At 50.9% G+C, this 12858-nt stretch carries 11 protein-coding genes and 1 riboswitch; of the genes, 8 read left to right on the top strand and 3 right to left on the bottom strand.

The window, feature by feature from the left end; all coding sequences use genetic code 11:
- Window positions 1-20 precede the first annotated feature (20 nt).
- Window positions 21-551, bottom strand: a complete 531-nt coding sequence (locus ccrud_RS09655; protein ID WP_066566808.1) for a bifunctional adenosylcobinamide kinase/adenosylcobinamide-phosphate guanylyltransferase — start codon at window positions 549-551, stop codon at window positions 21-23.
- 3 nt (window positions 552-554) lie between these two features.
- On the bottom strand, window positions 555-1274 hold the full coding sequence (locus tag ccrud_RS09650) for a DUF3043 domain-containing protein (protein ID WP_211271301.1): 720 nt from the start codon (window positions 1272-1274) through the stop codon (window positions 555-557).
- A 359-nt stretch (window positions 1275-1633) separates the two neighbouring features.
- Here ccrud_RS09650 and ccrud_RS09645 point away from each other — a divergent pair, with 359 nt between their 5' ends.
- Window positions 1634-1978: a HesB/IscA family protein gene (locus tag ccrud_RS09645; RefSeq protein WP_066566803.1), complete on the top strand. Its 345-nt coding sequence runs from the start codon at window positions 1634-1636 to the stop codon at window positions 1976-1978.
- A gap of 351 nt (window positions 1979-2329) precedes the next feature.
- On the opposite strand, the gene asnB is transcribed toward ccrud_RS09645, so the two are convergent.
- The gene (gene asnB, locus ccrud_RS09640; RefSeq protein ID WP_066566800.1) at window positions 2330-4252 is read right to left on the bottom strand and encodes an asparagine synthase (glutamine-hydrolyzing); all 1923 of its coding nucleotides are present in this window, start codon (window positions 4250-4252) and stop codon (window positions 2330-2332) included.
- Between the two features lie 534 nt (window positions 4253-4786).
- On the opposite strand from asnB, the gene ctaC reads away from it, so the two are divergent.
- From ctaC to ccrud_RS09600, 7 genes are all read left to right on the top strand, one after another.
- On the top strand, window positions 4787-5866 hold the full coding sequence (ctaC, locus tag ccrud_RS09635; protein ID WP_066566797.1) for an aa3-type cytochrome oxidase subunit II: 1080 nt from the start codon (window positions 4787-4789) through the stop codon (window positions 5864-5866).
- A 17-nt stretch (window positions 5867-5883) separates the two neighbouring features.
- Complete coding sequence (ctaF, locus tag ccrud_RS09630) at window positions 5884-6315, top strand: aa3-type cytochrome oxidase subunit IV (protein WP_066566795.1); 432 nt, start codon at window positions 5884-5886, stop codon at window positions 6313-6315.
- A gap of 569 nt (window positions 6316-6884) precedes the next feature.
- Window positions 6885-7502, top strand: coding sequence for an aa3-type cytochrome oxidase subunit III (gene ctaE, locus ccrud_RS09625; protein WP_074025498.1), 618 nt, complete (start codon window positions 6885-6887; stop codon window positions 7500-7502).
- A gap of 72 nt (window positions 7503-7574) precedes the next feature.
- Window positions 7575-8465: a cytochrome bc1 complex diheme cytochrome c subunit gene (gene qcrC / locus ccrud_RS09620; RefSeq protein WP_211271300.1), complete on the top strand. Its 891-nt coding sequence runs from the start codon at window positions 7575-7577 to the stop codon at window positions 8463-8465.
- Window positions 8462-9685, top strand: a complete 1224-nt coding sequence (gene qcrA / locus ccrud_RS09615) for a cytochrome bc1 complex Rieske iron-sulfur subunit (protein ID WP_066566787.1) — start codon at window positions 8462-8464, stop codon at window positions 9683-9685. Before qcrC ends, qcrA begins: the two co-directional genes overlap by 4 nt.
- Window positions 9682-11301 carry a cytochrome bc1 complex cytochrome b subunit gene (qcrB, locus tag ccrud_RS09610; RefSeq protein ID WP_066566780.1) on the top strand — a complete coding sequence of 540 codons (1620 nt, stop codon included), beginning with the start codon at window positions 9682-9684 and terminating at the stop codon, window positions 11299-11301. The genes qcrA and qcrB overlap by 4 nt, the downstream gene beginning before the upstream one ends.
- A gap of 655 nt (window positions 11302-11956) precedes the next feature.
- Window positions 11957-12144: riboswitch (cyclic di-AMP (ydaO/yuaA leader) on the top strand.
- Window positions 12145-12155: 11 nt separating this feature from the next.
- The gene (locus ccrud_RS09600; RefSeq protein ID WP_066566776.1) at window positions 12156-12788 is read left to right on the top strand and encodes a C40 family peptidase; all 633 of its coding nucleotides are present in this window, start codon (window positions 12156-12158) and stop codon (window positions 12786-12788) included.
- Window positions 12789-12858: the final 70 nt, after the last annotated feature.

Below are 12858 nucleotides of genomic sequence, written 5' to 3'. Positions count from 1 at the left end.
CTCCTTCAACCGACTGTCATTTAGAACGTTTTTAACTCTAGCGGCAGACCAGCCACTACGAAGACAACCCTCTCGCAAATCTCTGCGATCTGCTGATTAAGTGTGCCAATTCGATCGCGAAAAATCCTGCCGGACTTAAATTCCGGAATAATTCCCATACCAACTTCGGGAGAAACGATTACTAGATCATCGCCAGGAAAGTGCCGGATGGCGTCGATAAGCGCTTCGATTTTGGCATCAAGCGGCGCTGAAGGTGCCTCCCATGCTTGCGCGCCGCATTGGTCCGTCGCATGGGTGAGCCAGGTGCCGAGGTCATCGACAAGCACCGGCATTGCAGGCGGGCTGGTAAGAAGCTTTTCGACGTCTTCCTCATCGTTGACCAACCAAGAGGCAGGACGGCGCTGTGCATGTATCGCGATGCGCTGCGAAAACTCTTTATCATCGCCAAAAGATCTAGCCGTAGCCACATACAAAACGGGGCCAGATCCAACAAGTGATTCTGCAAAAACAGACTTGCCTGATCTAGCCCCGCCAAGAACTAAAGTGCGCATGCGCTAAACTTCGGCACCGATTTCAACGCGTGCACGAGGGGTGCGCCATTTGCGAGGCTGCACAGAACGTGAGTAGGCGTAGTAACCAAGACCAAAACCAGTCTCAGTAGAGTCAGGGAACTGCGCACGAGCAGCCTTATTGACACGACGACCAGTAGTGATGCCCTCGATCAGGAAGCCCAACATCAAGACCATAGCCACCATGGAAGCAGTAGCTGCGAATTCAGGATTGAAGTTACCGATCAACATGACGACCAACAGTGCAATAGCCACAGGCATGACGAAGTTGGAAAGGAAACGACGAGAATCGACCCAATCGCGAGCAAAACGACGAACCTCGCCCTTATCGCGATCCATCAAATAAGCTTCTTCACCACGATCCATTGCAGCTTGAGTATCACGCTGACGTTTAAGACGAGCATCACGCTCTTTTTGCTTATACGCCTTGAACTCTTCCTTAGTCATAGAAGCCTTAAATTCTTTACGCTTCTGACGCTGCTGCGCGTAAGTATCGGAAGGCGCAAGCGACTGGCCTCCAACGATTCCACGCTCCAGCTCAACCTCACGACGCTTTGGGGTGGGACGTCCCTTTGGAGCAGTATACCCCTTTGGCAGGTCCTGTTGTGCAGGTTCTGCAGCGATTGATTCGGTGGCTGAGCTGACGCCTTGGCCTGCAGCCTCAGCACTTTCAGAGTTCTTATTTTTATCCCAAGGAAGTTTCACACTCAACAGGCTACAAGGAAAACCTTCCAAATCGGGAATAGGGGTGCCCTCCACTTCGTTGAAGGGAGTCAGAAGGGTCTTATCAGCTTTGTTTTTTAAGCGATTTGCATAGATTTCTTTTGCACCAAGTTGATAACCTCAAAATTTCATACGGGTTTTCCGTGGTTTACGCGCTGTTTTGCAGTAGGTAGGCTGGGAAAGAACGAATGTACTTCACTGGTTAGATGATGTTGCTGCACTGCTAGCAAGGCATCGTTTAAAAGGGAGAGTACAGTTATAAGCCACAAACGATGTTTAAGATGTCTAGGCCTTCATAGCTGTTTTGAACATGAAGGCCCACAGTTAAGGAGACTAAAGCGATGACCGCTCCATCAACCAACACCGGCGTTATCTTGACCGAGTCCGCAGCATCCAAGGCTAAGGCGCTCATTGATCAGGAAGGTCGCGATGACCTTGCCCTACGCATCGCTGTACAGCCTGGCGGCTGCTCCGGCCTGCGTTACCAGCTCTACTTCGATGACCGCACCCTAGATGGTGATAAAGAAGACACCATCGGTGGAGTTCGCCTTGTTGTAGACAAGATGAGCACCCCATACCTCCTTGGTGCACACATCGATTTCGCAGACACCATTGAGCAGCAGGGATTCACCATCGATAACCCAAACGCAGGCAGCTCCTGTGCTTGTGGTGACTCCTTCAACTAAGCTTTCGTGCGCTTAAAGCTCGTCCTTGGATAGTTCGTATATCCAAGGGCGAGTTTTTGTATTCCTGAGGATGGTGGATTGTTTTCTACTGGACATGGTGGACACTCCTTAAGCAATGAGGGTGTCGCAACCACCACTTGATATCGCCCACTGACAATTTCGCATACTCGAGATCAGTCCCTTTTCTCTTAAAACTGAAGTGGGCTCGAGGACGCGAAATTGAGGGCAAGGAATTGAAACCGAGATCTCGAACTTAAAGAATCCGCCCCGCCCTTTAAAACACAACAGCCCCTCGCCTCATATCCAGATGGATGGAAGGCGAGGGGCTTAGCTGCCACAAATTGACTGAGTTTAGAGCTCTACTGGGTAGGAGCGGTCTTCGATTTGTGGATCAATACGGTTTTCCACAAAGATTCCGTGCCACACCATGAAGGAAAGAACAGTCCAAAGACGGCGGGAGTGATCGGAAACTCCAGCACGGTGTTCATTCAGCATGTCGAGAACAGCCTGCTTGTTGAAGATCTCTTCGGTGCCGGACTCCTTGATGGTGTCCTGTGCCCATCCGAATAGTTCATCGCCGGCAAGCCAGTGGCGCATCGGCACTGGGAAGCCCAGCTTCTTGCGGTGCAACACATGTGGTGGAACGATCTGCTCGAGCGCCCGGCGCAATGCGTACTTGGTGGTGCCATTGGCGATTTTGAGATCGTGAGGAATGGTTTCAGCTACCTTGAAGACTTCCTTGTCCAAGAATGGAACACGAAGCTCAAGAGAGTTGGCCATGTTGATTTTGTCCGCCTTGACCAAAATATCGCCACGCATCCAAGTGAATAGATCAAGGTGCTGCATGCGAGCCACTGGATCAAAGTTCTGGGACTGGGCATAGATCGGTGCGGTGACTTCGCGGTGGTCCCACTCAGGCTTTGCCCAAGGGATAACACGCTGGAGCTGCTCAAAGTTGAAGGATCGAGCATTGCCGTAGTAACGCTCTTCCATAGTCATGGAACCGCGCTCGAGTAGGGATTTACCCTTCATACCGTCAGGGAGCACCTTACTGAGCTGGCCCAGGCCCTTACGTAGAGGGGAAGGGATCTTTTCGAAAGGAGCAAGGGACAGAGGTTCCTTGTAAATGGTGTAGCCACCGAAAAGCTCATCTGCGCCCTCTCCAGAGAGCACGACCTTGACATGCTTGCGTGCTTCTGCTGCCACAAAATAGAGGGGAACTAGGGAAGGATCCGCTACAGGATCATCTAGGTACCACATGATTTTTGGAATTGCGCTGGCGTATTCCTCAGGGGAAACAATCTTGACGATGTGCTCAGCGCCAATTGCCGCAGCAGATTCCGCCGCAACGTCTACCTCTGAGTAGCCTTCACGCTCAAAGCCTGTAGTGAACGTGAGCAGGTTAGGGTTATGGCGTTTTGCAAGCGCTGCAATTGCCGTGGAGTCAATGCCGCCAGAAAGGAACGAGCCCACGGTCACATCAGCGCGCATATGCTTTTCGACGCTATCCTCCAGCACCTGGGCAATGCGATCGAAGAGATCTTGCTCCTGTCCCTTGACTACTTTTTGGATAGGAAAATTAGGCTTAAAATAGCGCTTTTGTTCAAGCTTTCCGCCTGGACGAACCGTCGCGGTGCAGCCTGACTCAAGTCGAGAGATCTGCGCGTGGAGAGTCTCTGGCTCCGGAACGTACTGCAGGTCGACGTAATGCTCAATCGTGCGCTTGTCAAGGCTGAGATCTAGATTCATCTCCTCTGCCATTTCTAGAATGGTCTTTTTCTCTGAGGAGAAGATAGTGCCATGCTCGGTGGTGGCATAGAACAGTGGCTTGATGCCAAATTGGTCACGAGCGAGGAATAGTGACTTTTCCTTGGTGTCCCAAATGGCGATGCCGAACATACCGCGTAGGTGCTCGACTACGGATTCTCCCCAGTGATGGAAACCAACCACGATAGGTTCGCCATCGCCTGAAGTATTAAAGGTATAGCCCAGGTCTGAGAGCTCTTTGCGGAGTTCTACATAGTTGTAGATCTCACCGTTGAAGGTCATGGCATAGCGATCAGGCTCATTGGCTGGTCCCCAACGCAGGGGTTGGTGGGAATGCGCAATATCGATGATCGACAAGCGGTTAAAGCCAAAGGCTGCATCCGTGTCATGCCAGGTGCCGGCATCATCAGGGCCACGGTGGCGCATGCATGGCAAAGCACGCTCGAGGGCTGGCACGAATGCCTCAGCGTTTCCGTTTGCAGTCAAAATGCCAAGAAGGCCGCACATGTAAGAAAAATCCTCCTGATTATAAGTTGGGACATATCCACTAGGGGGACAAGGTGAATGAAGAGATCCTTGTCGCAAGAAATATGGCACCGCATTTGTTGAATCTCAGTCAACGATACGGCGAACTTCCATCTGAGGTGAAAAGGGCACGCCAGAATTGTCAAGCTTAAAGTATCCAAGGACGTCAATTTTTGATTGTGAAAACATTGAAGAAATCTGAAAACCTGATTAAAAAGGCAATACATGCACCTTGTTGGGGCGTAGGGGGTAAGGGTGGGGGAAATTCAAGGGCAATCAAAAGGTTGATGGTCTGTGACGTGGCCTACATATAAAGCCTAGGCTTTAGGTATTCCACCTGAGTGTTCGGACATATTGTTGCAGTTGGAGGACATTTGACGCTCTCTGAAACGAAACCCATGAAGATATTTCCCTCAAACGCAAGATATGGAATCGGCTGGCAAATAGGCTATTCTGCGAAGATAGAAATGACCGTAAGGTCTTTGGTTTTTGTGTGGACAGGAAGGCAGAACACACGTGGAACAGCAAAATAAGCGTGGTTTAAAGCGCAAGGCCCTGCTTGGCGGTGTCTTGGGCTTAGGTGGCCTCGCCATGGCAGGCTGTGAAGTCGCCCCTCCAGGCGGCGTGCTTGGAGATTTCCTACGCATGGGTTGGCCTGATGGCATTACGCCTGAGGCAGTGGCCATGGGTAACTTCTGGTCTTGGGTCTGGGTTGCTGCCTGGATCATTGGCATCATCATGTGGGGACTTTTCCTCACCGCAATCTTTGCTTGGAATGCAAAGAAAGCTGAGAAGCGCGGCGAGGGAGAATTCCCTAAGCAGCTTCAGTACAACGTTCCACTTGAGCTTGTGCTGACGATCGTTCCGATCTTCATTGTTATGGTGCTGTTCTTCTTCACCGTGCAGACTCAAGACAAGGTCACTGCTCTGGATAAGAACCCAGAGGTAACCGTGGACGTTACCGCTTACCAGTGGAACTGGAAGTTCGGTTACTCCGAGATCGATGGTGCACTTGCTCCAGGTGGTCAGGCGTACCAGGGAACTGACGCAGACCGTCAGGCTGCCGCTGAGGCATCCAAGAAGGATCCTGCGGGTGACAATCCAATTCACGGAAACTCCAAGTCTGATGTTTCTTACCTTGAGTTCAACCAGATTGAAACTCTGGGAACCACAGATGAGATTCCAGTACTGGTTCTTCCTTCTAACACCCCAATCGAGTTCAACCTCGCATCTGCTGACGTTGCACACTCATTCTGGGTTCCAGAGTTCCTCTTCAAGCGCGATGCTTACGCACACCCAGAGGCCAACAAGTCTCAGCGTGTCTTCCAGATCGAAGAGATCATGGAAGAGGGTGCATTCGTAGGCCGCTGTGCTGAAATGTGCGGTACTTACCATGCAATGATGAACTTCGAGCTCCGTGTTGTTGATCGTGATTCTTTCGCTGAGTACATCAGCTTCCGCGATTCCAACCCAGATGCAACCAACGCTCAGGCACTTGAGCACATTGGTGAAGCTCCTTACGCTACTTCCACCAGCCCATTTGTTTCCGATCGCACCGCAACTCGCGACGGCGAAAACACTCAGAGCAACGCTTAAGAAGGAGTGGCGAAAAAATGAAGTCTTCAGCAAAGTTGATGTACGGCTTGACCGTATTCATGGTCGCAGTGGCTGTTACCTACATCTTCGCAACGATGCACGTTGACGATAAAGGTAGCGTTCCAGGTGTCGAGTGGGTTGGTTCCGTGGCACTTGTGCTTTCGGCTGGTCTGACCTTGATGCTCGGTGTCTACCTTCATTTCACCGAGGTTCGTGCAGACGTTCTTCCGGAGGACTGGGAAGAGGCAGAGGTTGCCGATAAAGCAGGAACTCTTGGATTCTTTAGCCCTAACTCCATCTGGCCAGCAGCCATGTCTGGTGCTGTCGGATTCCTGGCCTTCGGCCTGGTTTACTTCCACTACTGGATGATTGCAGTCGGCGTACTGCTGCTCATCTTCACGGTGACAAAGCTTAACCTTCAGTACGGTGTGCCAAAGGAAAAGCACTAGTACTAAGTTTTTAGATCGCTCGATCCCTTTTAACGGGGATCGAGCGATTTTTCTTTTCCAAGATCTTTAATTTTAGGGCTTCACTTAGAAATTTTAAGGAGATAAATCCCCGGCTAATATAGCCGAATCGTGAAAAGTGAAAAAGTTCCCAGGAAGAGAAGAAAAGTTTTAAAAACTAGGAATGTGGGGGAGTGGTGAATCTTGTATCGCATTAAGCTGCAAAAACGCCTTTTATTCGGGTTCAACCAAAAGTTGTATGAGGGGTTTAAATGGGGTGAAAAACTCTGTGACGTGTCTCTCAGGCAAAATCCTGCGAAATCTCCCCAAATCACTCCTTGGGGTTCATTGGTGGGGTAGTGATCGGTGTTTATCGGACATTGGAAGTGCCTGTGAACCCTTTAACCTGCGATTATGTATCGGTTGAAAAAGGGCTAGAGAGGCCTCTGCTGTTATCGGTTGCGAAGTCGGCAAAAATGTAGAAAAGCCACCCGAAATGCGGAGTTCAAACTTTCAATTGAAACGGGGGGCTTGAAGTGACTTTGTCTAACCAAACAGCCATACTGGATAGCGTGACGAGCGCAGTTGGAAATACAGGTATGGCAGCACCACAACGTGTTGCGGCACTGAACCGTCCGAATATGGTCAGTGTCGGCACCATTGTGTTCCTGTCTCAGGAATTAATGTTCTTCGCCGGACTATTCGCGATGTACTTCGTGTCCCGTGCGAACGGATTGGCAAATGGATCATGGGGAGAGCAGACCGATCACCTAAACGTGCCTTATGCACTGGTGATTACGGTCATTCTGGTCTCATCCTCAGTGACATGTCAGTTCGGAGTTTTTGCGGCTGAAAGGGGTGACGTTTACGGCCTCCGCAAGTGGTTCCTAGTCACGATTATCCTCGGATCAATCTTCGTGATTGGACAGGCTTACGAGTACATCACTCTCGTAGGTCACGGACTAACAATCCAAAGCAGTGTTTATGGATCGGCATTCTTTATTACAACCGGTTTCCACGCACTGCACGTGATCGCAGGTGTTATCGCCTTCGTTGTGGTTCTCATGAGAATCCAGAAGTCGAAGTTCACCCCGGCACAGGCAACCGCAGCAATGGTGGTGTCATATTACTGGCACTTCGTTGACGTGGTCTGGATCGGCCTCTTCATCACTATTTACTTCATTCAGTAGGCAGCACGGAAATTCTCAACGTTGTTGAGATTCCGGAAGCCCTTCACTTCCACAGTCGAGATTCAAAGGGAAATGATGGAAACCAACCCCCAGACCCCAGAGGGAAACAGCATGGCTAAACCCTCTGCTAAGAAGGTCAAGAATCGCCGTAAGGTTCGGCGCACCGTCGCTGGTGCATTGGCTTTGACCATTGGACTAAGCGGAGCGGGAATTCTCGCGACCGCAATTACTCCAGATGCTCAAGTCGCTACCGCACAGCGTGACGATCAAGCTCTCATCTCCGAGGGTAAAGACCTCTACGATGTAGCCTGCATTACCTGCCACGGCGTCAACCTCCAAGGTGTTGAGGACCGCGGTCCTTCACTAGTTGGTGTTGGCGAAGGCGCAGTATACTTCCAGGTTCACTCCGGACGTATGCCAATGTTGCGCAACGAAGCTCAGGCTGAGCGCAAGGCACCTCGCTACACCGAAGCACAGACACTTGCTATCTCTGCATATGTCGCAGCTAACGGTGGTGGCCCAGGACTCGTTTACAACGAGGACGGAACACTTGCCATGGAGGAGCTCCGTGGCGAAAACTACGACGGACAGATTAACTCCGCCGACGTCGCTCGCGGCGGAGATCTGTTCCGCCTGAACTGCGCATCCTGCCACAACTTCACCGGTCGTGGTGGAGCACTATCTTCCGGTAAGTACGCACCAAACCTGGATCCTGCAAACGAGCAGGAGATCTACCAGGCAATGCTTACCGGTCCTCAGAACATGCCTAAGTTCTCCGATCGTCAGCTTTCCGCAGATGAGAAGAAGGACATCATTGCCTTCATCAAGTCCACCAAGGAAACTCCTTCCCCAGGTGGCTACTCACTCGGTAGCTTGGGCCCAGTAGCTGAGGGTCTATTCATGTGGGTATTCGGCATCTTGGTCCTCGTGGCCGCCGCTATGTGGATTGGATCGCGTTCATGAGTAACAACGAAAAGCAGTACACCACCCAAGAACTCAATGCGATGAGCAATGAGGATCTTGCACGCCTTGGTACGGAACTGGATGACGTTACTATTGCGTACCGCAAAGAGCGTTTCCCTATCGAGAACGATCCCGCAGAGAAGCGTGCTGCACGTGCAGTCACTCTCTGGCTTGTTCTAGGTATCATTGGTGGCCTTGGATTCTTGGCTACCTACATTTTCTGGCCATGGGAATACAAGGCACACGGCGACGAAGGTCTCCTTGCTTACACCCTGTACACCCCGATGCTGGGTCTTACTTCAGGTCTTTGTATCTTGTCATTGGGATTCGCAGTTGTCCTCTATGTCAAGAAGTTTATTCCAGAGGAAATTGCAGTTCAGCGTCGTCACGATGGCCCTTCCGAAGAAGTTGACCGTCGTACCATCATTGCATTGCTTAATGATTCTTGGCAGACCTCCACTCTTGGACGTCGCAAGCTGATCATGGGACTTGCAGGTGGCGGAGCAGTTCTCGCCGGCTTGACCATCGTTGCTCCTCTGGGTGGCATGATCAAGAACCCTTGGAAGCCAAAAGAAGGTCCAATGGATGTTCAGGGTGATGGCACCCTATGGACTTCCGGTTGGACCCTCATTGAAAAGGACGTCAAGGTCTACCTGGGCCGCGACACCGCAGCTATTGCTGAGTCTCACACTGATGCAACTGGCCAGCACTGGGTAACCACTGGTGTATCCCGCCTTGTACGCATGCGTCCTGAGGATCTCGCTGCAGCTTCCATGGAAACCGTTTTTCCACTTCCTGCGGAAATGGTTAACGATGGTGCAGAGTACGATCCTGCAAAGGATGTTTACGAGCACCAGATGCACTCGGTTCACGGTCCGCGTAACGCAGTTATGCTAATCCGTCTTCGTACTGCTGACGCTGAGAAGGTCATCGAGCGCGAAGGCCAGGAGTCCTTCCACTACGGTGATTACTACGCTTACTCCAAGATCTGCACGCACATCGGTTGCCCAACCTCTCTTTACGAGGCTCAGACCAACCGTATTCTGTGCCCGTGCCACCAGTCGCAGTTCGATGCTTTGCACTATGGAAAGCCAGTCTTCGGACCGGCAGCCCGTGCACTGCCACAGCTGCCGATCACTGTTGATGAAGAGGGATACCTCATCGCCGCTGGCAACTTCATTGAGCCACTCGGCCCGGCATTCTGGGAGCGTAAGTCATGAGTCTAGCTAACGTGGGAAACAATCTTGATTCCCGTTACACCATGGCGGCGGGTATTCGTCGCCAAATTAACAAGGTCTTCCCGACCCACTGGTCCTTCATGCTTGGTGAGATTGCTCTTTACAGCTTTATCATCTTGCTGCTGACTGGTGTCTACCTGACCTTGTTCTTCGATCCATCAATCACCAAGGTCATTTATGACGGCGGTTACCTCCCACTTAACGGTGTGGAAATGTCTCGTGCATACGCAACTGCATTGGATATCTCTTTTGAGGTTCGCGGTGGTCTGTTTATTCGCCAGATGCATCACTGGGCAGCACTGCTGTTCGTAGTGTCCATGCTGGTTCACATGCTTCGTATTTTCTTCACCGGTGCGTTCCGTCGCCCACGTGAAGCAAACTGGATCATCGGCGTCGTCCTGTTGATCCTGGGCATGGCTGAAGGCTTCATGGGTTACTCCCTTCCTGATGACCTGCTTTCCGGCGTTGGTCTTCGAATCATGTCCGCGATTATCGTTGGTCTTCCAATCATCGGTACTTGGATGCACTGGATGATTTTCGGTGGAGACTTCCCATCTGATCTGATGTTGGATCGTTTCTACATCGCACACGTACTGATCATTCCAGGCATCATTCTTGGCCTGATTGCAGCTCACCTTGCGCTTGTTTGGTACCAGAAGCACACCCAGTTCCCAGGCGCTGGTCGTGCTGAGAACAATGTTGTCGGTGTCCGAATCATGCCACTGTTCGCAATCAAGGCTATTGCTTTCGGTCTGATCGTCTTCGGTTTCATCACCTTGCTTGCTGGTGTTACAACCATCAACGCAATTTGGAACTTGGGTCCATACAACCCTTCACAGGTCTCCGCTGGTTCCCAGCCTGACGTTTACATGCTGTGGACAGACGGTGCTGCTCGTGTTATGCCTGCATGGGAACTTTACTTCGGTAACTACACCATCCCATCTGTCTTCTGGGTTGCTATCATGCTGGGCATCCTTGTGGTCCTGCTCGTTGGTTACCCATTCATTGAGCGTAAGTTCACTGGCGACGATGCGCACCACAACTTGCTTCAGCGTCCACGTGACGTTCCAGTCCGCACCTCTTTGGGTGTTATGGCACTGGTCTTCTACATCCTCCTGACAGTTTCTGGTGGTAACGATGTTTACGCGATGCAGTTCCATGTTTCGCTGAACGCAATGACCTGGATCGGCCGTATCGGTCTGATCTTCGGACCAGCTATTGCTTACTTCATCACTTACCGCCTGTGCATTGGTCTCCAACGTTCTGACCGTGAGGTCCTTGAACATGGTATTGAAACCGGTGTCATCAAGCAGATGCCTAATGGCGCGTTCATTGAAGTTCACCAGCCTCTAGGCCCTGTGGATGACCATGGACACCCAATTCCATTGCCATACGCCGGCGCACCAGTTCCAAAGCAGATGAACCAGCTTGGATACTCTGAGGTCGAAACACGCGGTGGATTCTTTGGATCTGATCCAGAGGACATCGTGGCTAAGGCTAAGGAAATTGAGCACGCAAACCACCTTGAGGAAGCAGAGACTCTCCGTGCCCTCAATGATGCAAACATTGAGAGTGACAAGAACCTAGACAAGAACTAGTTTCTACTCTTTTTCTTAAATACTCCCCGCTAGTGATCACATCACTAGCGGGGAGTATTTTTGTTTCCCTGCGGGGCAAAGGATATGTTCCTAAGCTTATCCGCAGCCTTGTGAGAGGAGATCAGGGATAGAGGATGGAAATTTCCTCTCATGGTTCTGTGGAGTTGTTTAGCAGGGGGAGGGAAGAATATCCCGCTAAGGGGCTTTTGCCGTGCAGTTTTCCACATAGTTCTTCTCCTTATATATAGGAGTGTTCTGCTCTTTGATTTTTAGATTGATAGCACTTAACAGGGCCTGTTTTGCACTTCTTTTTGTTGCTATAACTGCAAATTTCAGGGGGTGAGTCGATATAGGTGATTATTGTCACATGATGGGATTTGGTGGACACTTCTTGATCTTGGAGAGGTGAGGTATCTTTAATTTTCTTTTATGGAGATTCCTGAACCTGCAGGTCGGTGCATGGATTCAGGGTTATCAGGGTTTCCCCTTACTGGTGCTACCTTGAGTGAAGGTTTTTGGTTGCGGTCAAGTCAATCTGCGATAACGGTTGTATAACGCTCGATTTTTGGCTCTGGGCTAGACAAGTGTTGTTGCGGTTTCGTAACCTTATTGAGACATTGCGGGACGGGAGCTAATCTTCCTCCAGCATTAAAGAAACAAATAGACGCTTAATCGCATGCATACCTTAGGGAAATTCTTTAGGGAGTGCGGCGAGCCGGGGAACCACAAGTGTTCCTGGGGTGAGTTTCCCACGAGGGTCCTCTGAAAAGAGGGAAGGAGTGGGAATAGGAGCCTTCCGCTCCGAACCCGACAGCTAACTCGGTCAGCAAACAGGAAGATTTGGAGTTTTATCAGTGGGTAAACATCGTCGCAGCAATTCAACCGCAGCTCGTAATGCTGTTGCAGCATCTGCAGTTGCGCTTGGCGCTACAGCAGCTATCGCTTCTCCAGCACAGGCAGCTGAGATTGTTGTTCCTAACACCGGATTCAGCATTGATGTAGCTGGTATTGAAAACACTCCAGGTCTCAACAACGTTCCTGGTATTGATCAGTGGATCCCTTCCTTGAGCAGTCAGGCTGCTCCAACTGCTTACGCAGCAGTTGTTGATGCACCTGCAGCGCCTGTACAGGCAGCTCCAGCGAGCAACGGCCAGGCAATTGTAGATGCTGCTCGTACCAAGATTGGTGCACCATACGGTTGGGGTGCTGTTGGTCCAAACGCTTTCGATTGCTCTGGACTAACTTCTTGGGCGTATAGCCAGGTTGGCAAGTCCATCCCACGTACTTCCCAGGCTCAGGCTGCACAGGGCACTCCAGTTGCCTACTCTGATCTTCAGGCTGGCGACATCGTTGCGTTCTACTCAGGTGCAACTCACGTTGGCATCTACTCCGGTCATGGCACCGTCATTCACGCACTGAACAGCGCAACTCCTCTGTCAGAGCATTCTTTGGATTACATGCCATTCCACTCTGCAGTTCGTTTCTAAGCTGTATTGAGCTTATTTTTCAAAGCGAGTCCTTTTCAGTAAACACTGAAAAGGACTCGCTTTGTTTTTG

The sequence above is a fragment of the Corynebacterium crudilactis genome, assembly GCF_001643015.1.
GTDB lineage: Bacteria > Actinomycetota > Actinomycetes > Mycobacteriales > Mycobacteriaceae > Corynebacterium > Corynebacterium crudilactis.
This window is presented reverse-complemented; position numbering and strand designations above follow the sequence as displayed.

Excerpts from the sequence above, each read along its gene's own strand:
- ccrud_RS09655 (WP_066566808.1), bottom strand. The coding sequence starts at position 551 with ATGCGCACTTTAGTTCTTGGCGGGGCTAGATCAGGCAAGTCTGTTTTT.
- ccrud_RS09645 (WP_066566803.1), top strand. The coding sequence starts at position 1,634 with ATGACCGCTCCATCAACCAACACCGGCGTTATCTTGACCGAGTCCGCA.
- asnB (WP_066566800.1), bottom strand. The coding sequence starts at position 4,252 with ATGTGCGGCCTTCTTGGCATTTTGACTGCAAACGGAAACGCTGAGGCA.
- ctaF (WP_066566795.1), top strand. The coding sequence starts at position 5,884 with ATGAAGTCTTCAGCAAAGTTGATGTACGGCTTGACCGTATTCATGGTC.
- qcrC (WP_211271300.1), top strand. The coding sequence starts at position 7,575 with ATGATGGAAACCAACCCCCAGACCCCAGAGGGAAACAGCATGGCTAAA.
- qcrA (WP_066566787.1), top strand. The coding sequence starts at position 8,462 with ATGAGTAACAACGAAAAGCAGTACACCACCCAAGAACTCAATGCGATG.
- qcrB (WP_066566780.1), top strand. The coding sequence starts at position 9,682 with ATGAGTCTAGCTAACGTGGGAAACAATCTTGATTCCCGTTACACCATG.